The 25,148-nt window shown below is 40.6% G+C and carries 16 protein-coding genes; 8 read left to right on the top strand and 8 right to left on the bottom strand.

Annotated features, from left to right (window positions below):
- Positions 1-56: 56 nt before the first annotated feature.
- Positions 57-1,952, bottom strand: coding sequence for an ATP-dependent zinc metalloprotease FtsH (gene ftsH, locus AC1PJ9_RS09135; protein WP_263614916.1), 1,896 nt, complete (start codon positions 1,950-1,952; stop codon positions 57-59).
- A 134-nt stretch (positions 1,953-2,086) separates the two neighbouring features.
- Positions 2,087-2,737, bottom strand: a complete 651-nt coding sequence (gene rlmE / locus AC1PJ9_RS09130; RefSeq protein ID WP_000235573.1) for a 23S rRNA (uridine(2552)-2'-O)-methyltransferase RlmE — start codon at positions 2,735-2,737, stop codon at positions 2,087-2,089.
- A 199-nt stretch (positions 2,738-2,936) separates the two neighbouring features.
- Here rlmE and yhbY point away from each other — a divergent pair, with 199 nt between their 5' ends.
- Both yhbY and AC1PJ9_RS09120 read left to right on the top strand, forming a co-directional pair.
- Positions 2,937-3,260, top strand: a complete 324-nt coding sequence (gene yhbY / locus AC1PJ9_RS09125; RefSeq protein WP_000729551.1) for a ribosome assembly RNA-binding protein YhbY — start codon at positions 2,937-2,939, stop codon at positions 3,258-3,260.
- 14 nt (positions 3,261-3,274) lie between these two features.
- Positions 3,275-3,811, top strand: a complete 537-nt coding sequence (locus AC1PJ9_RS09120; protein ID WP_263614449.1) for a DOMON-like domain-containing protein — start codon at positions 3,275-3,277, stop codon at positions 3,809-3,811.
- A gap of 58 nt (positions 3,812-3,869) precedes the next feature.
- On the opposite strand, the gene AC1PJ9_RS09115 is transcribed toward AC1PJ9_RS09120, so the two are convergent.
- Entirely contained in the window at positions 3,870-4,457 is a 588-nt protein-coding gene (locus AC1PJ9_RS09115) for a hypothetical protein (RefSeq protein ID WP_263614450.1), read from the bottom strand.
- A 313-nt stretch (positions 4,458-4,770) separates the two neighbouring features.
- Between AC1PJ9_RS09115 and carA the strand changes: the two genes are divergently transcribed.
- The 5 genes from carA (at position 4,771) to AC1PJ9_RS09090 (ending at position 10,990) form a co-directional block, all read left to right on the top strand.
- On the top strand, positions 4,771-5,910 hold the full coding sequence (carA, locus tag AC1PJ9_RS09110; RefSeq protein ID WP_191010362.1) for a glutamine-hydrolyzing carbamoyl-phosphate synthase small subunit: 1,140 nt from the start codon (positions 4,771-4,773) through the stop codon (positions 5,908-5,910).
- Positions 5,911-5,924: 14 nt separating this feature from the next.
- Entirely contained in the window at positions 5,925-9,155 is a 3,231-nt protein-coding gene (carB, locus tag AC1PJ9_RS09105) for a carbamoyl-phosphate synthase large subunit (RefSeq protein WP_311086735.1), read from the top strand.
- Between the two features lie 87 nt (positions 9,156-9,242).
- Positions 9,243-9,719, top strand: coding sequence for a transcription elongation factor GreA (gene greA, locus AC1PJ9_RS09100; RefSeq protein WP_191010364.1), 477 nt, complete (start codon positions 9,243-9,245; stop codon positions 9,717-9,719).
- A gap of 80 nt (positions 9,720-9,799) precedes the next feature.
- Positions 9,800-10,432 carry a CatB-related O-acetyltransferase gene (locus AC1PJ9_RS09095; protein WP_311086734.1) on the top strand — a complete coding sequence of 211 codons (633 nt, stop codon included), beginning with the start codon at positions 9,800-9,802 and terminating at the stop codon, positions 10,430-10,432.
- A 120-nt stretch (positions 10,433-10,552) separates the two neighbouring features.
- Entirely contained in the window at positions 10,553-10,990 is a 438-nt protein-coding gene (locus tag AC1PJ9_RS09090; RefSeq protein WP_311086733.1) for a universal stress protein, read from the top strand.
- A gap of 37 nt (positions 10,991-11,027) precedes the next feature.
- Here AC1PJ9_RS09090 and AC1PJ9_RS09085 read toward each other — a convergent pair whose 3' ends face one another.
- Positions 11,028-11,774 carry a hypothetical protein gene (locus tag AC1PJ9_RS09085; protein ID WP_311086732.1) on the bottom strand — a complete coding sequence of 249 codons (747 nt, stop codon included), beginning with the start codon at positions 11,772-11,774 and terminating at the stop codon, positions 11,028-11,030.
- 24 nt (positions 11,775-11,798) lie between these two features.
- Positions 11,799-12,128: an MGMT family protein gene (locus tag AC1PJ9_RS09080; RefSeq protein ID WP_311086919.1), complete on the bottom strand. Its 330-nt coding sequence runs from the start codon at positions 12,126-12,128 to the stop codon at positions 11,799-11,801.
- 79 nt (positions 12,129-12,207) lie between these two features.
- On the opposite strand from AC1PJ9_RS09080, the gene AC1PJ9_RS09075 reads away from it, so the two are divergent.
- Complete coding sequence (locus tag AC1PJ9_RS09075) at positions 12,208-12,924, top strand: zinc metalloprotease (RefSeq protein WP_311086731.1); 717 nt, start codon at positions 12,208-12,210, stop codon at positions 12,922-12,924.
- Here AC1PJ9_RS09075 and AC1PJ9_RS09070 read toward each other — a convergent pair.
- The 3 genes from AC1PJ9_RS09070 to AC1PJ9_RS09060 all read right to left on the bottom strand — a co-directional run.
- The gene (locus AC1PJ9_RS09070) at positions 12,921-14,645 is read right to left on the bottom strand and encodes a CapA family protein (RefSeq protein WP_311086730.1); all 1,725 of its coding nucleotides are present in this window, start codon (positions 14,643-14,645) and stop codon (positions 12,921-12,923) included. The genes AC1PJ9_RS09075 and AC1PJ9_RS09070 overlap by 4 nt on opposite strands.
- On the bottom strand, positions 14,642-16,297 hold the full coding sequence (locus AC1PJ9_RS09065) for a poly alpha-glucosyltransferase (RefSeq protein ID WP_311086729.1): 1,656 nt from the start codon (positions 16,295-16,297) through the stop codon (positions 14,642-14,644). Before AC1PJ9_RS09065 ends, AC1PJ9_RS09070 begins: the two co-directional genes overlap by 4 nt.
- A gap of 146 nt (positions 16,298-16,443) precedes the next feature.
- Positions 16,444-25,148 (bottom strand): BapA/Bap/LapF family large adhesin (locus AC1PJ9_RS09060; protein WP_479762734.1); only part of this gene is annotated, 8,705 nt, incomplete at its 5' end.

The following is a 25,148-nucleotide window of genomic DNA, read 5'->3' as shown; positions in this document are numbered from 1 at the left end:
CCAGTTTTAATACAAATAAAAAAAGCCACATGACTGTGGCTTTTTCATTATTGAACTTAATTCATCGCTGGTAATGGCGGTGGAGTAGATGGACCATCTTTCGGTGGTTCAAATGCCGATACCGGATTTTCAGCAATATAAACTTTAGGTGGTTGAGGCTCGCGTCCTTCCATGATGTCACGGATTTGCTCACGATCAATAGTTTCCCATTCCATCAACGCTTTAACCATAGCATGTGCGATATCTTTATTATTTTCCAAGATATCACGAGCAACTTTATATTGTTCATCTAAAATACGGCGCACTTCCTGATCAACCTGTTGTTGAGTTGCTTCAGAAATTGTACGGCTACCTACGTTACCGAAGAATCCATTTTGATTTTCATCTTCGTAAACCATAACACCCATTTTGTCAGACATACCGTACTTCGTTACCATCGCACGTGCCATTTTTGTAGCACGCTCAAAGTCATTTGAAGCACCAGTCGATTGCTGCTGAATAAAGACTTCTTCAGCAATACGGCCACCAAACAAAATTGCAATTTCGTTTAACATTTTGTCTTTATAGTGGCTAATCTGATCTTGTTCAGGTAGCTGCCAAGTTACACCTAAAGCCCAACCACGCGGCATAATTGTTACCTTATGCACAGGGTCAGTACCCGGTAAAATCTCAGCAACAATTGCGTGCCCAGCTTCATGGTAAGCAGTTGCACGGCGTTCTTCTTCGCGTAAAACCATTGATTTACGTTCTGGACCCATATAGATCTTATCTTTTGCATCTTCAAAGTCATGCATATCGACAGTGTTCTTATTACGGCGAGCAGCAAACAAAGCAGCTTCATTTACAAGGTTCGCCAACTGAGCACCAGAGAAACCAGGTGTACCACGAGATAAAACTTTAACATCTACGCCAGTGACTGAAGGTAACTTTTTCAAATGTACATTCAGGATTTGTTCACGACCACGGATGTCAGGTAAACCAACCATAACTTGACGGTCAAAACGGCCTGGACGTAATAACGCTTTATCTAATACGTCAACACGGTTTGTTGCAGCAATAACGATTACGCCTTCATTACCTTCAAAACCATCCATCTCTACGAGCATTTGGTTTAAGGTTTGCTCACGCTCATCGTGTCCACCACCTGTACCCGAACCACGGTGACGACCTACTGCATCAATCTCATCGATAAAGATGATACATGGTGCATGACGTTTTGCTTGTTCAAACATGTCACGGACACGGGACGCACCCACACCCACGAACATCTCAACAAAGTCAGAACCAGAAATGCTGAAGAATGGAACTTTTGCTTCACCAGCAATTGCTTTAGCTAATAACGTTTTACCAGTACCTGGAGGACCAACCATAAGTACGCCACGTGGAATCGTAGCGCCCAAGCGTTTAAATTTTGCAGGATCTTTCAAGAAATCTACAATTTCCACAACTTCTTGTTTCGCTTCATCACAACCGGCAACGTCAGCAAAAGTCACTTTGATTTGGTCTTCGGAAAGCATTTTTGCTTTCGATTTACCAAAACTCATCGGACCATTTTTACCGCCTGCACCACCACCCATGTTACGCATAAAGAACATGAATAACAGAATGATTAACAGTACAGGGAAACTAGCAATGAGAAGTTGCATCAAAATGCCTTGACGTTGTGGTGCTGTGCCCTCTACAACAACATTTTGCTTGTTTAAGCTTGGCATAAGTTCAGTGTCTTCAACTTGCGGACGAACAGTTTCAAACTGAGATCCGTTAGTTTTTTCACCACTAATATTTAAACCGTCAATCGTGACTTGCTTAATTTGGCCAGCATTCACCGCTGCAACAAAATCTGAATATTTCATTGCAGTAGGCTTATTGCGGTCACTGATATTACTGAAAATTAAAATCAGAACACCCAGTATTATTAGCCACAATACGGCATTCTTGAAGTAATCGCTCAAAGCTTTATTCCCATATCGATCTAATTTGATCATGCCCAATCTTGGCCGATCGTCTTAAAAACAGCAATTGTCTTGCTTGCGGATAACCTAAAAGATACAAAATGCACAATTTTTAGGAGCTTGGCAAGTAAACTTTATTGCAATGCTTTCTTACGCCCTTGTCCAACCAAAAAAACTTCTTTAGATCGTGCCCGAGAAGCTGCTGGTTTTGCTGTTTTTAACACATCAAAACTATCAACGACTTGTTTACGAAACTCATCAAATCCTGCGCCTTGGAACACTTTAACAACAAACTGTCCATTGGGACCCAAAACTTTCTGAGCAAAGTCTAAAGCAAGTTCACACAAGTAAATCTGTCTAGGTTGATCAACAGCCCTATTACCTGATGTATTGGGGGCCATATCAGAAATTACAATGTCTACTTGTCTTCCGTTTAAAATATTTAACAATTTTTCAAATACAGCTTCTTCTCTGAAGTCGCCTTGTAAGAAAGTGACATCCGGCAAAGCATCCATAGGCAAAATATCGGAAGCAATAACTAAACCCTTGCTACCAACAAGTTTCCCAGCAATTTGCGACCAACTCCCAGGAGCTGCTCCCAAATCAACCACTGTCATGCCTGGCTTGATCAACTTATATTTTTCTTGAATTTCAAGAAGTTTATATGCTGCTCGTGCACGATATCCTTCCTTTTGTGCTTTTTTTACAAAAGGATCGTCTAGATGTTCCCTCATCCACGCACGACTACTTTTAGACAATTTTTGGTTTGTGATGCGTGTTGCCATAACTCACTAAATATCAAAAAAACTTCTGATTGTTCATTGTACGTGAAAATTACTCTCATTACAGTACGGATGTAACCTAATCTCAATAACTTTTACAGTTTTTTTCCAATAATGTTGATCGATTATTTATACAGTTTTTCGTACATTTGATTTTAAGTTTTTTGCTATACTAAGTCGTTTTTAAAATCAGGTATTTTTAATGGCCGCTTTATCTATTCATGAACGTAAACGTTTACGTCAAATTGGTCACGTGCTTAATCCGGTTGTCATGATTGGTGGACAAGGCTTAACAGATGCTGTAATCGAAGAAACTCTTCGTGCTTTAAATGATCATGAACTCATCAAAGTAAAAATTGCTGGTGAAGACCGTGAAGCTCGTGCAGCTGTAATTGATGCAATTGTAGAAGCGACTGGTGCTGAAGCTGTGCAAAAAATCGGTAAAATCGTTTTACTCTACAAAAAAGCAGCTAAGCAAAACCAACACTTATCTAACCTCGTTCGTCACGCTCACTTAGCAAACTAACTTATTGACTACTTATGGCAAGTTACGAACTTTCAGCTTTTGATCGTTTTCATGCTGTTTCTGTTGTTGGCGCAATTGAACAGCAAGCCCCGCATACATTAAATGTGGGTTTTTGGATTCGTGATCCAAACCAACTTATTATCTGGCCCCAAGAAGTCTCGGCTCATCCTCGTCAAGATTTTTTGTGGGAAGAGACTTGTTTTGAAATTTTTATCGGCGTGCATGATGAAGATTTCTACCGGGAAATTAACCTTTCCCCTTCTCAAGCATGGCAAACCTACCAGTTTGAAGAATATCGATATCCGGAAAGCATGCCTCCCCTCGTTGCTTACGATATTGAACTAAATCATCTCAAGCGTACCCATTATGGTTTAAATGTAAGTCTTGATTTAGGCCAGTTTATGCAGCAGCACCGTTTGAAATGGGCAAACCTTTATTTAGGTTTAACTGCTGTTTTAAAAACAAAAGATGGTATGCAGTACTATGCAATGCAGCATAGTGGAAAAAATGCTGATTTTCACAATAAACGTGATTGGCTGCATCAGTTTTAAAAAATAAAAAAGCGAGAAATTAATTCTCGCTTTTTTATTGAATTTTAATTTTAAATCTTTAGTGATCTCTTGCTTTGTTCCAAGCCTCAACCGCATTATTTTTAGTGCGCTTTAAGCTCTCACTTAAAGAGTCTTTATGTTTTAAAGAAATCTGGCTAATGTCACCCTTAAGTTCTTTAGTCACTTTCGTTAAATCTTCAATTAATGCATTAATTTCAGCTTTCAATGTATTTTTCAATTCATTCAATCCTTCTTGAGAAGTATTGAACTGAGCTTTAATCACATCAAGACGTTGCAAAATATCTTGTTTAATCTGAGCAAACTGGTTTTGAATGTTCTGATTCAACTCTTGAGTTTCAGCCTCAATTTTTTCTTCAGTCTCGCTAATTACAGCTTTGACTTGTTCTTGAGTTTCTACAATAGCTTCTTTAACTTGCGAAGTTGCTTCATGAGCGACTTCTTTCACCTGTTCTGTTTTTTCAGCTACAACTTCTTTTACCTGTGTTGCTTTAGTACTCACTGCTTTTTTAGCTCGAGTTGTTGTTTTCGCTACAGCTTCTTTTGCTTCAGTTACTTCGGTCTTAACCGTCTCTGCTACAGACGAAGCATTCTCAGCTATATCTTTTGAAACTTGATTATTGCTCATGCTATTTCCTCATATTGTTTATTTTTTAGCTAGCATTACAATAAGTGGAATTGACTTATTTCAGCCACCAGATTGTTAGACAATTTGCTAAAAGTATCAATTTCAGACAAGCGGATGAATTTTTTTGCAAAAAGCAAGCAAGGAATTATATTTTTTAATAGAAAATAAATAGACTTTTTAGGGTTCCATGCGTATAATGCGCTGTTAAGTTACAAGCGGGCAGACCGATAGGGAGGGGCATGTTTTTTTAGAACATCGCCTATCTTTTTTAGGTCTACTCGCTTTTTTACAGCCGAAATTCAGGAGCTTTGGTTTGAGCACCCCCGCCATTTTAGCCCTCGCAGATGGAACGATCTTTAAAGGAACGTCAATCGGCGCAACGGGAAGTACGACTGGAGAAGTCGTTTTTAACACAGCCATGACAGGCTATCAAGAAATTTTGACTGACCCAAGTTATGCACAACAAATTGTGACATTAACTTACCCTCATATTGGTAACACTGGTTGCAACGAAGAAGACGTTGAATCTGGTCGTATCCATAAAGTATGGGCGAATGGTTTAATTATTCGTGACCTTCCACTACTACACAGTAACTTCCGTTCTGAGCAGTCGTTAGGTGAATATTTGCAGGCGCACAATGTTGTTGCAATTGCTGATATTGATACACGTAAACTCACTCGTATCTTACGTGACAAAGGTGCACAAAATGGTTGCATCCTTGCTGGCGAAAATATTACTGAAGAAGAAGCGATTGCTAAAGCTCGCGCTTTTGGTGGTTTAAATGGTTTAGACCTTGCCAAAGAGTGCTGTGATCCTACAGGTTTTGAATGGTCTGAAGGTTCATGGGTATTAGGTAAGGGCTTTACTCAACCTGAGTTAAAATACCATGTGGTTGCATACGATTATGGTGTCAAAACCAACATCTTGCGTATGCTTGCAGACCGCGGTTGCAAACTTACAGTTGTTCCTGCTGAAACTCCGGCTGAAAAAGTATTAGCACTTAATCCAGATGGCGTATTCCTTTCAAACGGTCCTGGTGACCCAGCGGCTTGTGACTACGCAATCGAAGCTGTAAAAACTATTGTTGAAACCACAACATTACCTGTATTTGGTATCTGTTTAGGACACCAAATCTTGGCACTCGCTTCTGGTGCAAAAACTGTAAAAATGAATCATGGTCACCACGGTGCAAACCATCCTGTACAAAATCTTGAAAACGGTACAGTGATGATCACCTCTCAAAACCATGGTTTTGCTGTAGATGCAGAGACATTACCGGCTAACTTAAAAGCAACGCATAAATCATTGTTCGATGGCACCTTACAAGGTATCCACCGTACTGACAAACCAGCTTTCAGCTTCCAAGGTCACCCTGAAGCAAGTCCTGGTCCACATGATTGTGCACCTTTGTTCGATCACTTCATCGAACTTATCGAAGCATCTAAACAGTAATTACGGAGCGAATAATGCCTAAACGTACGGATATTAAAAGCATCTTAATTATTGGTGCTGGCCCGATTGTGATTGGACAGGCATGTGAGTTTGACTACTCAGGTGCTCAAGCATGTAAAGCACTTCGTGAAGAAGGCTACCGTGTTATTTTGGTTAACTCTAACCCAGCGACCATTATGACTGACCCTTCAATGGCGGATGCAACTTACATTGAGCCAATTACTTGGCAAACTGTTGCTCAAATCATTGAAAAAGAGCGTCCAGATGCAGTCCTTCCAACTATGGGTGGACAAACTGCATTGAACTGCGCACTTGCACTTGATGAAAACGGCGTATTAGCGAAGTACAATGTAGAACTTATCGGTGCAACTAAAGAAGCGATTGAAAAAGCTGAAGACCGTAAACTCTTCGACATCGCTATGCGCAAAATCGGTTTGGAATGTCCAAAAGCTGCTATTGCTGAAACCATGGAAGAAGCATTGGAAATCCAATCTCGCTTTGGTTTCCCAGTAATTATCCGTCCATCATTTACAATGGGTGGTTCAGGCGGCGGTATTGCATATAACCGTGAAGAATTCCTTGAAATTTGTGAACGCGGTTTCGACCTCTCTCCTACTCACCAGTTATTGATTGATGAATCTTTAATTGGCTGGAAAGAATACGAAATGGAAGTTGTTCGTGACAAAAACGACAACTGTATTATCGTATGTGCGATCGAAAACTTTGATCCAATGGGTGTTCACACAGGTGACTCAATCACTGTAGCACCAGCTCAAACATTAACTGACAAAGAATACCAATTGATGCGTAATGCTTCAGTTGCGGTTCTTCGTGAAATTGGTGTTGAGACAGGTGGTTCTAACGTTCAGTTCGGTATTAACCCGAAAGACGGCCGTATGGTTGTGATCGAGATGAACCCTCGTGTATCTCGTTCGTCTGCTCTTGCTTCTAAAGCAACTGGTTTCCCGATTGCAAAAATTGCTGCGAAACTAGCTGTTGGCTATACCCTTGATGAATTGAAAAATGACATCACTGGCGGCGTAACTCCTGCGAGCTTTGAACCATCAATCGACTACGTTGTAACGAAGATTCCTCGTTTTAACTTCGAGAAATTCCCACAAGCAGAACCAGTTCTTACCACTCAGATGAAATCTGTTGGTGAAGTCATGGCAATTGGCCGTAACTTCCAAGAATCTGTACAAAAAGCATTACGTGGTCTTGAAGTTGGTGTAAGCGGTTTCGATGAAAAAATCGAAGCTGGTGCAACAAATGTAAAAGAAACCATTTTAAAAGAGCTTAAAGTTCCGGGCCCTGAGCGTATCTGGTATGTAGCAGATGCATTCCGTCATGGCTTCTCTTTAGATGACGTATTTGAAGCCACTAAGATTGACCGTTGGTTCTTGATTCAAATTCAAGATATCGTTAAGACAGAAGCTCAAGTAAAAACTTTAGGTTTTGGTGATCTAACTGCTGAAAATATCCGTTCGTTCAAACGTAAAGGTTTATCTGACCTTCGTATTGCGCACCTCATGGGTATTTCTCAAAAGCAATTCCGTAAACAACGTTGGAACTTGGGTGTTTATCCAGTTTACAAACGTGTTGATACATGTGCTGCAGAGTTTGAATCTGGTACAGCATATATGTATTCAACTTACGATGAAGAGTGCGAAGCAAATCCATCAAACCGTGACAAGATCATGGTCATTGGTGGTGGTCCAAACCGTATTGGTCAAGGTATCGAATTTGACTACTGCTGTGTACACGCTGCTTTAGCAATGCGTGAAGACGGTTATGAAACAATCATGGTGAACTGTAACCCTGAAACTGTTTCTACCGACTATGACACATCTGACCGTTTATACTTCGAACCTGTAACACTTGAAGATGTTCTTGAAATCGTACGTACTGAGAAGCCAAAAGGCGTAATCGTACAATACGGTGGTCAGACTCCACTTAAGTTAGCACGTGCTTTAGAAGAAGCTGGTACTCCTATTATCGGTACTTCTCCAGATGCAATTGACCGCGCAGAAGACCGTGAACGTTTCCAACAAATGATTCAACGTTTACAGCTTCGCCAACCAAACAACAGCATTGTAAAATCTGCTGAAGAAGGTATCTCTGAAGCTGCGAAAGTTGGTTATCCGTTAGTTGTTCGTCCATCTTATGTATTAGGTGGTCGTGCGATGGAAATCGTATACAACGAAGAAGAACTTAAACGTTACCTTCGTGAAGCAGTTCAGGCATCTAACGAAGCGCCTGTTCTTCTTGACCGTTTCCTAGACGATGCAACTGAGGTTGACGTTGACTGCGTATCTGACGGTAAAGATGTCGTCATCGGCGGTATCATGCAGCATATCGAACAAGCTGGTATTCACTCTGGTGACTCAGCATGTTCTATTCCTCCTTACTCTCTTTCTAAAGAAGTTCAGGATGAAATGCGTCGTCAAACAGTTTCTATGGCGAAAGAACTTGGTGTAGTTGGTTTAATGAACGTTCAGTTCGCAGTTAAAGGCGACGATATTTACGTTCTTGAAGTAAACCCACGTGCATCACGTACTGTTCCGTTCGTATCAAAATGTATTGGTGAATCTTTAGCAAAAGTAGCTGCTCGTTGTATGGCGGGTCAATCACTTGAATCTCAAGGCTTTACTAAAGAAATCATTCCAACTCACTTTGCTGTGAAGGAAGCTGTTTTCCCATTTGCTAAGTTCCAAGGCGTAGACCCAATGCTTGGGCCTGAGATGAAATCTACAGGTGAAGTAATGGGCGTTGGTAAGACATTTGGCGAAGCGTTCTATAAAGCCGTTTTAGGTTCAAATGACCGTTTACCAGGCCTACCAACTGAAGGCGAAGAAAAGATTGCTTTCTTATCTGTTCGTGAATCTGATAAGAAATATATTGCTGATATCGCTAAAAAGTTCGTGGCATATGGTTTCAAACTGGTAGCAACAGGTGGAACGTATAAAGTACTTAAAGAAGCTGGTTTGGAATGTGAACCTGTAAATAAAGTAACTGAAGGACGTCCACATATTGTTGACCGCTTGAAAAATGGTGAAATACACCTTATTGTCAACACTACTGAAGGCAAACAAGCTCAATATGATTCTGCAATGATTCGTCGTGCTGCCCTACAAGGCAAAGTGTATTACACAACGACTATCAATGGCGCAGAAGCGGTTTGCCAAGCCTTTGCTGTGAAATTGCCAATGGATGTATACCGCTTGCAAGATTTAACTGTAGGTTAATTTTTTTCCGATAAGTCCCGCCACCTTATCGGTGGCGGGATTTTTTCATTTTTTTAACTGTGTTTTCTCAACTTAAGAGGGACCGAAATGCAACGTTATCCAATGACCCCTGAAGGTAAAAGCGCCTTAGAGAAAGAATTACAACATCTGAAATCTGTTGAACGTCCACGTATTACTCAAGCGATTGCTGAGGCACGTGAACATGGGGACTTAAAAGAAAACGCAGAGTATCATGCTGCTCGTGAACAGCAAGGTTTCTGTGAAGGCCGTATCCAAGATATCGAAGGAAAATTGGGTGCTGCACAAGTCATCGATGTTAAAGACTTAGAACAAAACGGTCGTGTTGTATTCGGTGTTACGGTAACGATTGAGAACCTTGATACTGAAGAACGCAAGACTTATAAAATTGTTGGTGATGACGAAGCTGATTTTAAAATTAATAAAATCTCAGTGAACTCACCAATCGCTCGCGGCCTTTTGGGTAAAAATGAAGGTGATGAAGTAAAAATCACCACTCCTCAAGGCGAAGTTGAGTATGAAGTTGTAAGCGTAGAATATCTCTAAGATACTGTGCTCTTGAACCCCTCTTGCTGAGGGGTTTTTATTTAATATGGTTTAGCTCATTTTTGTTTGGATAATAGATTATGGACACGCCTCTGATTAACACACCAGTCCGTCATTGGTGCGAATTTGAGTTTATTTCCAAAACTGTAAAAAATCCGAATATCCATATTAAAGGTAATTATTCTTACTACTCAGCCTATTGGGATCAAGGTTTTGAACGTTGTGTCGTACGCTATTTACACGACAAAGCTTCGACCCCAGACAAACCTATCGATCAGCTTTATATTGGTAATTTTGTGTGTTTTGGGGCTGAGTGCGTGATTATGATGGGTGGTAATCAGCTTCATAGACCAGACTGGATTTCGACTTTCCCTTTTGATACCCGCAGTTTTTTAGCAGCTGGTGACACCATCATTGCAGATGGTTGTTGGATTGGAAGCCGTGCAATGATTATGCAAGGTGTAAAAATCGGTGAAGGTGCTGTAATTGCAACTGGAGCCGTCGTAACAAAAGACATTCCACCCTATGCAATTGTTGGTGGTGTACCAGCAACAATTATTAAATACCGGTTTCCTCCCGAGCAAATAGAAAAACTACTCGCTTTAAAGCTTTATGAATTAGATGAAAAACAAGTTTTAAAAATGCGGGAATATTTGCAAACTGATGATATTGATGCTCTAACAGTTCATATTGAAAATTTACGAGACAAATAAAATGTATTCTCAAGTTTTATTGTTTAAAATCACAAATGATTACGAGCTCGAATTTAAATCGTAAGAAAAGAAGTATAAAGTATTGAATAAATAAGCATCATTACAATAAGGAACAATCTCATGTTATATCAACATATTCTTGTACCAATTGACGGTTCTGAAACTTCTATGGTCGCGATGAAAGAAGCGATCAAACTTGGAAAAGCATTAAATAGTAAAATTACTATCGTACAGGTCATGGCTCTTGATCCAATTATTGCAGATCTTTATGTGAAGACTGGTCAAACCAATGAACTCATTGAGCGGACTAGAACATACTTACTCGATATTTTAGAACAAGCCAAACAACAATTTTCACAAGAAGGCCTTACTGTAGAAACTAAATTACTTGAAGGTTTCGTTGTTCACGAAGAAATTATTCAAGCTGCACAAGAGCTTAATGCAGACCTGATTGTAATGGGCTCTCATGGCCGCACAGGCGTGCGAAAACTTGTTTTAGGAAGTGTCGCACAAAAAGTTTTAGGTGAAAGCCATATTCCAGTTTTAATTGTTCGCTAGAAAATGCCTGTCTGGCTCAATTCAGCCAGATAGGCACTTATTTTTTAAAAGGAATAATGTCTTCTCTTGATTGCTCAACCGTTATTGTTTTTTTACTTTTAAAAGCATCCCAAGAATAATTTTTGTAATTTAACTGCCATAAATAGTAAGATTGGCCGATATCTTTAAACCTAATATTTAATATCATCCATGTTTCATCATGGCAATGCGGTGACTTCTTATACTCTTGTTCTGAAAAACATGCCCGAATCATTTTATTCGAAGAAAAAGTAATATCTTTTAATGCAACCTGATACTGCCCTTTAGGCTTAAGCTCGACAAAATCAGCGTTTTCCTCAAAACTCCCTCCTCCAGAATAACCAGTAAACCATATATTTAGCACTGCTATGGCATATTCACTTTTATTAAGCGGATAGAGTGCTGGAAAGATTTTGAGTCCATTAGGGCCTAAATCATCAGAATGTGGCTCTTTATTACTATGTTCATAATTTTTAAAGTTCCACTGATTTATTACTGTGTATTGGTTATTTCGCTTTTTAACTTGAGCAATTTGCGGAGTCTCATCTATTAAATAATAAATCTGATCTTGTGTATTTTTGGCTTTCCATAGCTTAACTTCATCGCTACATTTCTGACTCAACTGCTGACAAATCGAATGTATATCTTGTGATGAAGCTTTCACATTGATAAAAGGTTGAGCTGAAATAGCTTGCTCTGCAAAACTTGATTGCGCTGTTAAATCTAGTAATAATATGGCTACACTCCGCCATTTATAATTCTGCATTTGTATTTGTTCTCTTTAATAATTTTAAGGTTGCCATGCAAACTGCTTTAAGTTCACTTTGCCATTCAACAAATAGATTCCTTCAGCTTCAAGCTTTAACTGCTGAACATTTTCACCTTTTTCATTAAATTTACTTAGGCTAATTTTACCTTGTGAGTTAATAACACGGTACCAAGGAACTTGATGATCTGCATCAAGATGTTTAAGAACATAACCCACTAATCTGGCGTGTTTAGGTAACCCCGCCATACGTGCTATTTGTCCGTAAGTTGCTACTTTTCCATATGGAATGAGAGCGATGACTTCTAAAATTTGTCGATGTAGTTCATACTGAGTTGTCAAAATGGAATCCATAAAAATTGACATCGTTCATATCATATAAAAATTTACTTTAAATCTCTTTAAAAGAATATGCAGAGACAATGCGATGAATATGAAAAAAACCTTGCTGATGATTACAGGGACACTTCTGTGTGTTTCTTGTACGACCCGTCCTCCTCTACAAACGCCTGATTTATCAGAGGAGCCTGCCAATAATAGACCTGTAGTTCCAGTCACTTTCGTTTTTACTACTGACAATCCTTCTGCTGCACGCTTTGATAACCTGACACAAATGCGAAAAGAAGTCCGCATCTTAAATAAATATTATTTAGATGAACAAGGAAATAAAATATTTAATTTCAAATTAAACCGTTATATTTCTTACCAAGATTTTTCAAAAATGCACTGTGAACTTGGTAATGAAATAAACCAAGCTCGTCCTATTTCTATAGGCTCTATCCCTGCAAGTGCCAATGCCTGCTTCCCTAAGCGCACAGCACGTAAAGAAGTTATCATCTTTATATACGATGCATATTCAAAAAACTTAGAGTTTGATGATGTTACCAGTCGAACATTCCGTAATAACGGAAAACCCTTTATTTTATTAGACTGGAATCGTTTAAATTATAATATTCAAGCAGGTAGTATTCACGAGATGGGTCATGCTTTCGGCTTAAAACATGTATGTGCACCTAATGCTACTAAAACTACTCCGACCAATATTATGGCCAGTGCTGAATGTAAATTAGGCAGTGGTGGCTTAAGAAACTTAGGCTTTACTCAAGCACAGCTTCAAACCATTTTATCTAGTTATAAACAATATACTTAAAATTTAATTTCAATATACGCCCCCAAGCTATCTTTGGTAGTAAGGTAATCCTCATGGGCCAGTAAAGATGTCATATAAGTACTGGCCTTTGAGAAATTCTCAGTATCTACAGGATACGGTTGCCAAAAAGTTTTTAAGTTATTCGTATAAATTGGATAAAGTCGAAGCAAGTCATTTGCTAGATCTAGTCTCACTATACAGCCAAATGGCAAAGCATTTTGCTGTTCATACTCTCCATCACTATTAAACACAGCATTGCCTATACCCAACACAACTGGCTTTTGGTTGATGATCTGAATGGGTTGAATAGTATGAGCACCATGACCAATGATCAGGTCAGCCCCTGCCTGTGTAAGAATAGCGGCAAGTTTAATTTGCTCTTTTGTAGGAGGTTTAAAGTCGATTCCCCAATGGCAAATAACAATAATTTTATGCTTAGGATGAGCCTGCTTATAACGTACTATTTGCTCAAGTAAAACACCATTTAAACAAGCTACTCCGCTTCGTGGTCCTAATGCATAGAAATCGTAGTCTAGATAAGCGGTGTCTCTATGCCAGTAACCATTAAAAATCGCATAGTGCTTATTTTCAAAAGATATTTCAAAGTAATTGTGGGCATCTTTTTGATTTAGTCCAGCACCTATATATGAAACATTCGCCTGATCCAATTGTTGTAGTGTATATGCCAACCCTTCATCGCCATAATCCTTCAGATGATTGTTTGCCAACACCAAATAGTTAAGATGAACGTTATTAAACTCTTCTAATGTCTTTTTAGCATCGGCTTTTAGAATGAATGGCTTTTTATCTTTTAATGGTGATTGGTTTTCTAGAGAAAAGACTGCTTCAAAGTTAGCTATGTTTATGTCATTTTTACCTAAAAATGGCTGTATTTTTTCAAATGAATAGTGATATCCATATTGTTGCAGAGCATCTATTTTCCCTCTAGATTCACGCTTTTCGGTATACATTTCACCGAAATATGTATCTCCAAGAATATTGATGATCCCAGTCTGTGAAGTACAACTCTTCGCCTTTACGTGCTCTTCTTTGAAACAGTGATAATAAGGAACCAAATGCTCGAGACGGTGAATGTCATCTAAAAAAGAGAAAAAGCCAATGCTCTGGTTATCTTCAAGATAAGTAATATAAATTTGTCTAACTGTATGTGAAATATATAAAACCGAAGTTAACACAGGATGAGCAAGCAAAGGCGTAATGGGTTGATATGCTTTATTTTTAAAAGAAAGGTTTTTAATAAAGAAAAGATTCTTTAGCTCGGCTGGATAACTATAAATGTGCTGTACTAATAGAAAGAGTTTTTTTAATTGATGAGATGGATTTAAAGTTAAATGATAGTTTGCTGCTCTTTGAGACAAGGTCAATTGTGCTTGCTCAACTGAACCAAAAAGTATATTGCTTAAAGCATGTTTGACATCATTTGCCTGAGTAAAAATTAAGAATTGTAGGAGTTCGACAAATGTATACGTTTCATTTTTTTCTAAACCTAAATTTTGCTCACCAATTTGCTTAAGCTTTTGCTCAGATATAACATAAGTCTTACCTGCTTTGATATTTTTTTGATGAAACTGCTCTAATGCATAATCAATGAGCAATAAAGTTGAGATGTCTCCATCAATTTCAAATTCCCAAACCGCATCATCAAAGTTCGTATTATCGAGAGCTGCCAATAACTTAATTTCAAACAGAGGATCAATCATGTCTCCTCTCCTTCGAAATCTTTTACATAGGCAATATAGCCCGATAAGTTATGTTCTTGGTCATCTATTCTTACTCTAAAGCGATCATGTCTTACATAAAAAGCATGCAATATTTTATCTGGACGAGCCATATACATCGCTATTTCTGGATAGAAAAAGCCTGTAGTTTGAAACTCAGCCCGAAATGTAATGAGCTTTTTTAACTCGTGCATATAAGCTTGTTCAAAAAGTTTTTGATGGCCTTGCTCTTTTAAACGATTTACCATTTTATAAGCAGCCATGAGCATTTCTAACAAAGTGGCATACGTTGTTTTTCTATTTCGAATAAAAATAAAATGTTTTAAATAATTATTTAAACCAAAAATAAAATATTTTTCTTCAGGACATATTTTTGTAAGTTCATTGGTACAGTAACTTAACCAGTGATCATGATATTTTTCATATCTTTTATAAATAAAATTTTCAAACATTAATTTAACAGTATCTAATAATCTTTTATCCTGATTTATTTGATACAACCTGAGTAAAGCTAATGCTGCTTCTCCATCGTAATAAATGATTCTAAACTTTTCTTTTAAATCATAGCTTGGATAATTTAATACATGAGTAGTTAATCCATCTGAATCAACTAATTTTAAAATACCATTTGCGAGTTTCTCTGCATATTTTAAATAATCTGTTTTTTGAGTAATTTCCTGATATTTCGTTAACATTAAAATAGCTGCTGCGTTTGCACCTAATTTAATTTCAAACTCCCCTTCTTTTCCATCAATCATAAAAGCAGTTGTAGAATCTTTTTCTTTATAAAAGTGAGTAAGTGCATATTGGATGGCACTCACAATTTTAGGCCAGTATTCAGGTTTATCTTGTACTTCGAAAGTTTCTAATAATGCATAAAGTGATGTGCAGTGACGTACCGTATTGTAGTTGCGGATATCTCGATCGAAGGCAGGAAAATAACCATAAATGAATTTGCCATTTTCTTGAATCTGGCTGTGCAAAAAAACTGCATTTTTATCAATAAGCTCTCTAAAATGCAGCTTCTTGTTGATCGCAATACCTCTAATACCATTTGCATCATAACGGCTTGCTAAATTAATAAACTGTCCATTTTCATAAAAAGTTGCATAGGTATCGAAAGTCCAAATGACTTGCAGCTCTTGTAGTCTAATTTGTGGTTTAGTAGCGTTATATTTGTGCTTAATTGCATAGTTCAGATTGGTTTCATCAAAAAAGTTAGGTTTGTCATAACTTAAGCCCCGAATAATGGCTTTGCCATATATCTCTTGCTCAAGAAAAATTACCGAACATGCTTCATCAAATGCAATTCCTCTACGATAGTGGTTATTGTGAAATTGATGATGAACAAGTTGTTCTATTTGACTCCAACTTTGTTTTTCTAGGTTGTACGCAACATCAATTTTTATATAGTCTGGAAGTTGATCTGGAGAAAACTGTTTATCAATAAAATCGAGTAATTGTATAGTTACTTGTGAAAAAGCTGTTTTTTCGGTATGCCAGACACTACATCTTTGATCTTTAGGACCAAATGACATAAATAAAATTGTTTCTTCTGGAAGGTCTGAAACATGCTGAACGAAATGTTCCAACCAAAGTTTAAGTTGTCTTTTAAAGTCTAAAAATACCGACACTCGAATTAAGTCCCTATTCGTTATTTGTTGTTCTATAAAATTTTCAATACATCATAGCATGAAGTCTTTAAAAGCTAAGTTAACGTATTGTTTAAACATAAAAAAGAGAACCCTAGGGTTCTCTTTTTTATTTGGTTAATTATCTATTAATAGATAATTTGACCGTTGTTGAGTAGATCATTAAGCGTTAATGATGTTCTAGCTTGATCCAAATGAATCGTCAACAATTGCGTACTTGAATAAGTTAAGCCTAAGCCATCACGGTCTACACTAATTGTGGCATTTTGTGTGGCAGCGTCATAGCTTACAGATACATACTGACCAATGGTTAAACTGTTTGGATGAGTAAGTAACAAGTTACTAATATCGATCTTATCAGCTTGACTATCAGTTGCTGTATTACCTACATGGAAATCAGTCCATGTATCTACACCACCAGCAGTTGTGTTACCACCTGTTGGGCTATTCACACTAGCAGCAGTCAACGTGTTATAAATCAAGGTATCCGAGCCATTTCCAAGCGTAAATGTATCATTTGCTCCTGTACTTACAGCTAGGCTATTCAACTCTTGACTTAAGTTGATCGTTAATGTGCTAGTTGACTCTGCACCAGTCACCGATACGAGTTTGTAGTTAATCGTATCAATCGTAGCATTTGCCGCAGTATCAAGAGCTTTATAGTAGTACGAACCATCATGGTAGAGATACAACGTACCTTCACCTGTATTGATCGCCTGACCAGCAGCAATTTGGTAATTTCCTGGTGTAACTTCAACATATAGTTGAGAAGCAGCTGAAGTATCTGCAACTCCACCAGTTGTATCGCCTAACAAGATATTGCCGTGAATCCAATCAGACTGACCATCAGGTGTATAAGTATCTAGATGGGTTGTTTTGGTCGTTACAACTGAATCAAGTGACATATTACCAATTGGAAGTAAGCTAGATAAGCTAAATACCACTCTATAAGTACCAGCAGATAAATGAGATACGTCAGCTGAGTATGCTGGTGCACCTAAAATACCTGCCAAAGCGGTCGCAGAACCTGAGTAAACTGTATCAACCCACGCTCCCCCAACAAATTGTTGGATCTTATATCCAGTCGTTGGTAAAACAGACAGGCTTAAAGATGCTAAATAGTTCAACTGAACATGTACATCAGTAACAGTATTAGCTGCAACAACAAATTGGTTCGATGTCACTGTACTACTTAAAACTGGAGGTAATGTACTAAGCGATACGTTACCACTTGGTACATCAACAACTGCATCAGTCACTTGTTTCATACTAACAGTTGCATGATTAGTATCAGCATTTGCTACAGGTAACGGAATTACTGCATCTGCACCAGGGTTAGCATTGTTCCAAGTGATATTCACATCTGGAGAACCAATTTGGATATGCAATGTTGCTGTGTCTGTTCTACCAGTTACAGGGTCTGTCACGGTATAGGTAAAGCTATCAACTTTTCCTATATTTTGTGTGTTCGCTGTAGCTTGATAACTATAAGTACCATCAGCATTAATTGTTAAGGAACCATAAGCACCAACAATAACAGTTGATGAACCTACATTCACAGCCGATGTATTACCTGTTTCAGAAGACACAGAAGTCACAACTGTCGTAGTCGTAATGTAGTCTGGCGTATAGTTTGGTCCATATACAGCCGAGTTGTCGTCTGAAAGAACGTTGCCTGTAACCGGAGTTACAACCAAGTTAGGTACTTGTGTAATATCACCATTATTCAAAGTAATACTTGCAGTGACACTACCTAGAGCTGTTAGAAGCGTATTGCTTTCCATAAATAGCTCATAACTACCAGAACCTAAATTATCAACTTTGAATTTCACTTCAGAGCCGAAGATACCTAATAGATCAAGTACTCCTGTATTTGCACTATCTGCAATTACCGTACGAGTACCGTCTGGATTTACTCGTGTTAATACCACATGTAAACCATCAACAACCGTAGCTACTGAACCAAAGTTAACCGAGATGATAGCTTCAGATACATGTCCTTCAGCTACATTAAAGGTTGCTGTACCTTGTTTAGAACCAACAACAACTCCACCAACACCTAACAACCAGCTATAGCTAATCGCGTTACTAAGAACTTGTTGTGTAGTTGGGTAAACCATGTCAATTGCTGCTGAAGCAACGTTATCCATTGCATCAACTGGAACATGACCTGTAATAACCGCAGGTTGTGATGGATCTGCTGCATTCCAAGTCATAGCAACCTTGTTACTATCCAAGTGGACATACAAGATAGCTTGAGACGTATTACCTGTTGCTGGGTCTAGTAACGTATACGAGAATTGATCCACTTTACCAAGGTTGAGACCATTTGCATTTGGTGTATAGGTATAATTACCATGTTGATCAATGACTAACGTACCGTAAGTACCAGTGATTGTAGTTGTACCCGTTGCGTTAACGGCATTTCCATTCACTGCTGAGATCACTGCATTATTACTTGCAGCATCTACCGCACCATTAATACCAGCATCTTTGATGACGTTACCAGAGATCGGATCAACTGAATATCCAGATACAACATATGGGTTATACACATCCATTGTACCTGTCAATGTACCACCGATACCCACACCTGCTAAACCACTGTAGCCCATGAATGCACGATATTGTCCTGGATCTAGCCCTTCAATGACTGCGGTTGGAGTACCTCCTATTAGAGATAAGCTAACTAAAGTCGCTTGTGGGTTGTTTCCGCCAATAGATACCCATTGTCCTGTTGCAGCATCATATTTTTGAACAACAATCGAATAATCATTCAATACACCAGCGTTGAGTAAACCACTGAATGTAAATGTCGCAGTACCTTGACGGTCAGCATCCACATTAAATGCAACTGTTGGGTTACCAAGAAGTTGTAAATTTAGACCTGCTAACGATATTGCAGCTACATAACTTGCACTACCAAGTGCTACATCATTCGCAACAAGTAAAGATTCTGGATTAATGTCGGCAACTGCCAAGTTATCTGCAGCTTTAACAGAACTTAATTGAATGTTAAGTGCTGCTTGGGCCACATCACCAGTTACAGAATCTTTTAAGGTATATACAAAGTGATCGACTTGCCCAACTCCAGAAGCATTTTGATTTGGAGTATAAACGTATGAACCATCAAGGTTGATCACCAATGTACCGTATGTACCATTAATGGTTGTGCCATTAGCAAGAACAGGTTGGTTATTAACTTCACTCACAACTGTATTTGGAGTTACGACATCAGCTTGGCCACTTGAGTTAATATCTACGATCACATTACCGTCCGCAGTTTCTGTGTAGAAACTACCGATTTGAGTTGTATCATAAATATCCATAGTACCTGTTAAAGTACCTAGTAAACCAATACCTGCTAGACCGTTATAAGTCATGAATGCACGGTATTGACCTTGCTCAAGCCCATCGATAACAACACCTGGTGTAGAACCTAATAAAGTCAGGTGAAGAATATCTGCTTGACCACCACCATATATAGAAGTCCATTGACCAGTAGCTGTATCAAATTTTTGTACAACTAATGAGTAATCAGATAGAGCATTGACCCCAATTAAAGCACTGTAGGTGAATGTCGCATTACCTTCTTGATTTGCAGCTACATTAAAGCTAACCGCTTCAGAGCCAAGCTGTAGGTTAAGACCAGCAAGCGATACAAGCGCCAAGTAAGTTTTGCTACCAAGAGCTGCATCATTTGCAATTTGTAATGGTTGTGGAGCAAGAACAGCCGTATCAAAGTTGTCATATGCAATGATTGAAGAACTTGCAATTGTATAACTTTGAGTAGCTTGCAAATTACTACTGTTACCAGCAGCATCCGTAAAGGTTGCTTTTGCATCAACTGTCAAATCAGTATCAGCTACAAGCTGGCTACCAGGTACACCTATTGTCCATGTTCCACTTACTGGATCTACTACAGCTGTGTAGTCTGTGCCATTAACGTTAACAACAACCGAAGTAATAGTTGCATCAGCAGGAATAGTCACCGTTCCAGTAATATTTACTGTTCCTGCAGTCTCAACCGGACTAAGGACGTTATCACCTGTAATCGGATTAATCGCAATTGCAGCTGCATTGATATCTGGTGGCGTAGTATCCACAGTTACTGTGACATCAGTAGCATTATCGACATTGCCTTGTGCATCTACTGCTTGTGCATGGATAGTCACTGGGCCGTCTGCAGTTACTGCGATTGCTGCTGTGATATAACCATTGCTCAAGTCAGTTGCATTAACAGTGTAGTTGGTGCCGTTAACGTTTACGACCGTACCTACCGCTGCATCTGGACCTAATCCTACACGGGCATTAAAGCTACCGTCTGCGCCAAGTTCTGATGCATTGATGATGCCATCAATGTTTAAGTCATCCGGTACTGTGATCGCACTAATCAAATCAGCTGGTGTGGTATCTACAGTCACAGTGACATCTGTTGGGCTGCTGATATTACCTTGCGCATCCACTGCTTGGGCATGAATGGTGATTGGACCATCCGCTGTCACAGGAATGGCTGCAGTGATATAGCCATTGCCAAGATCAGTCGCATTGACAGTATAGTTAGTGCCGTTAACGTTTACGACAGTACCCACCGCCGCATCTGGGCCCAACGCTACACGCGCATTGAAGCTGCCGTCTGTACCCAATTCTGATGCATTGATAATGCCATCAGTGTTTAAGTCATCCGGTACTGTAATCGGACCAAGTAAGTTCGCTGGTAGCGTATCTACTGTCACGATGACATCTGCCGGGCTGCTGATATGACCTTGTGAATCTACTGCTTGGGCATGGATGGTAATTGGGCCATCCGCTGTCACAGGAATTGCTGCAGTGATATAGCCATTCGTCAAGTCAGTCGCATTGACAGTGTAGTCAGTGCCGTTAACGTTTACGACAGTGCCCACCACTGCATCCGGACCCAACGCAACACGGGCATCAAAGCTGCCGTCTGTGCCAAGTTCTGATGCATTGATAATACCGTCACTATTTAAGTCATCCGGTACTGTAATCGGGCCAAGCAAGTTCGCTGCTGCAGTATCTACAGTCACCACCGCACTGCCAGTGCCCACATTACCTGCAGGGTCGGTTGCTGTCACAGTCACAGTGTGTGGACCATCGGTCAACACTGGAAGCGTATTGTCTGCAAGTGTCCAGCTACCATTGCCATTGTTCACCGCAGTATAGTCCACACCATTTACAGTCACCACAACTGTCGCAGTTGGATCGTTCACTGTACCTGTTAATTCAGGTGTACTGTCATTGGTGGTTACATCACTTAACGCAACTGTTGGTGCAGTAGCGTCTAAAGTTACCGTCACATCTGCTGGACTGCTGATATTACCTTGCGCATCCACTGCTTGGGCATGGATGGTGATTGGACCATCTGCTGTCACAGGAATTGCTGCGGTGATATAGCCATTGCCTAGGTCAGTTGCATTCACTGTGTAGTCAGTGCCGTTAACGTTTACGACAGTACCCACCGCTGCATCTGGACCCAACGCAACACGGGCATTAAAGCTACCGTCTGCGCCAAGTTCTGATGCATTGATGATGCCATCAATGTTTAAGTCATCCGGTACTGTGATCGCACCAAGTAAGTTCGCTGGAGTTGTATCTACAGTTACAGTGACATCGGTAGGACTGCTGATATTACCTTGCGCATCCACCGCTTGAGCATGGATGGTAATTGCACCATCTGCTGTTACAGAAATCGCTGCGGTGATATAGCCATTCGTCAAGTCAGTTGCACTCACTGTGTAGTCAGTGCCGTTAACGTTTACGACAGTACCCACCGCTGCATCCGGACCCAACGCAACACGCGCATTGAAGCTGCCGTCTGTGCCAAGTTCTGATGCATTGATAATACCGTCAGTATTTAAGTCATCTGGTACTGTAATCGGACCAAGTAAGTTCGCTGGAGTTGTATCTACAGTTACAGTGACATCGGTAGGACTGCTGATATTACCTTGCGCATCCACCGCTTGTGCATGGATGGTAATCGACCCATCTGCTGTCACAGGAATCGCTGCGGTGATATAGCCATTGGTCAAGTCGGTTGCACTCACTGTGTAGTCAGTGCCGTTAACATTCACGACAGTACCCACCGCTGCATCTGGACCTAATGCTACACGGGCATTAAAGCTACCGTCTGCACCAAGTTCTGATGCATTGATGATGCCGTCAGTGTTTAAGTCATCCGGTACTGTGATCGCACCAAGTAAGTTCGCTGGAGTTGTATCCACTGTCACAGTGACATCGGTAGGACTGCTGATATTACCTTGCGCATCCACCGCTTGTGCATGGATAGTCACTGGGCCATCAGCAACCACTGGGATCACTGCGGTGATATAGCCATTCGTCAAGTCAGTTGCATTGACAGTGTAGTTAGTACCATTAACGTTTACGACCGTACCTACCGCTGCATCTGGACCCAACGCAACACGGGCATTGAAGCTATTGTCTGCACCCAATTCTGATGCATTGATAATGCCGTCAGTATTTAAGTCATCCGGTACTGTAATCGCTCCAAGTAAGTTCGCTGGAAGCGTATCTACAGTTACAGTGACATCTGTTGGGCTGCTGATATTACCTTGCGCATCCACTGCTTGTGCATGGATGGTAATTGCACCATCTGCTGTCACAGGAATTGTTGCGGTGATATAGCCATTGCCCAGGTCAGTCGCACTCACTGTGTAGTCAGTACCGTTAACATTCACAACAGTACCCACGGTTGCGTCAGAACCCAACGCAACACGGGCATTGAAGCTACCATCTGCACCAAGTTCTGATGCATTGATAATGCCATCAGTATTTAAGTCATCTGGTACTGTAATCGGGCCAAGTAAGTTCGCTGGTAGTGTATCTACTGTCACGATGACATCTGCTGGACTGCTGATATGGCCTTGGGCATCCACTGCTTGTGCATGGATAGTGATTGGACCATCCGCTGTCACAGGAATTGCTGCGGTGATATAGCCATTCGTCAAGTCAGTTGCACTCACCGTGTAGTCAGTGCCGTTAACGTTTACGACAGTGCCCACCACTGCATCTGGACCCAACGCGACACGGGCATCAAAGCTGCCGTCTGTGCCAAGTTCTGCTGCATTGATAACACCGTCACTGTTTAAGTCATCCGGTACTGTAATCGCACCAAGTAGGTTCGCTGCCGCAGTATCTACAGTCACAACCGCACTGGTTGTACTCACATTACCTGCTGGGTCGGTTGCTGTCACAGTCACGGTATGTGGACCATCGGCCAACACTGGAAGTGTATTGTCTGCAAGTGTCCAGGTACCGTTGCCGTTATTAACCGCTGGATAGTTCACACCATTTACAGTCACGACCACAGTCGCTGCTGGATCATTCACTGTACCTGTTAATTCAGGTGTGCTGTCATTGGTAGTTACATCACTTAACACAACTGTTGGCGCAGTAGTGTCTAAAGTTACAGTGACATCTGCTGGACTGCTGATATTACCTTGTGCATCCACCGCTTGTGCATGGATGATGATTGGACCATCTGCTGTTACAGGAATTGCTGCGGTGATATAGCCATTGCCTAGGTCAGTTGCACTCACCGTGTAGTCAGTGCCGTTAACATTCACGACAGTACCCACCACTGCATCCGGACCCAACGCAACACGGGCGTCAAAGCTGCCGTCTGTGCCAATTTCTGCTGCATTGATGATGCCATCAATGTTTAAGTCATCTGGTATTGTAATCGCACCAAGTAAGTTCGCCGGTGTCGTGTCTACAGTTACTGTGACATCTGCCGGGCTGCTGATATGACCTTGTGAATCCACTGCTTGGGCATGGATGGTGATTGGGCCATCTGCTGTCACAGGAATTGCTGCGGTGATATAGCCATTCGTCAAGTCAGTTGCACTCACTGTGTAGTCAGTGCCGTTAACGTTCACGACAGTGCCCACCACTGCATCCGGACCCAACGCGACACGGGCATCAAAGCTGCCGTCTGTGCCAAGTTCTGATGCATTGATGATGCCATCAATGTTTAAGTCATCCGGTACTGTAATCGCACCAAGTAGGTTCGCTGCTGCAGTATCTACAGTCACCACCGCACTGGTTGTACTCACATTACCTGCTGGGTCGGTTGCTGTCACAGTCACAGTATGTGGACCATCTGCCAATACTGGAAGTGTATTGTCTGCAAGTGTCCAGGTACCGTTGCCATTATTGACCGCTGGATACTCCACACCATTTACAGTCACCACAACAGTCGCTGTTGGATCGTTCACTGTACCGGTTAATGCAGGTGTACTGTCATTGGTGGTTACATCACTTAACGCAACTGTCGGTGCTGTCGTATCGATAGTCACCACTGCACCTGTTATCCCCACATTACCTGCAGGGTCGGTCGCTGTCACAGTTACGGTGTGTGGACCATCGGTCAACACTGGAAGAGTATTGTCTGCAAGCGTCCAGGTACCATTGCCGTTATTGACTGCTGGATAGTCTATGCCATCTACAGTCACCACCACAGTCGCAGTCGGATCATTCACTGTACCGGTTAATGCAGGTGTGCTGTCGTTGGTTAACACGTCACTCAAGGCAACGGTCGGTGCCAATGCATCTACAGTGCCTGTACCTGGTAATGATGGGTTACCTGCTGGGTCAGTCGCTGTCGCAGTCACTATTTGACCATCAGTCAAGTCACCTGGGTTTGGCGCTGTCCATTTACCATCAGGCCCTGCAACTACAGTTGCTGTTGTGCCATCAGGGAAGCTCACCGTTACGGTTGATCCCGCTTCTGCTGTACCTGTGATTGGATTAGTCGCATTGATTGGATCAAGAACCGGTGCATTTGGTGCTGCCG

The organism is Acinetobacter sp. 70_2 (assembly GCF_056736115.1).
This window is presented reverse-complemented; position numbering and strand designations above follow the sequence as displayed.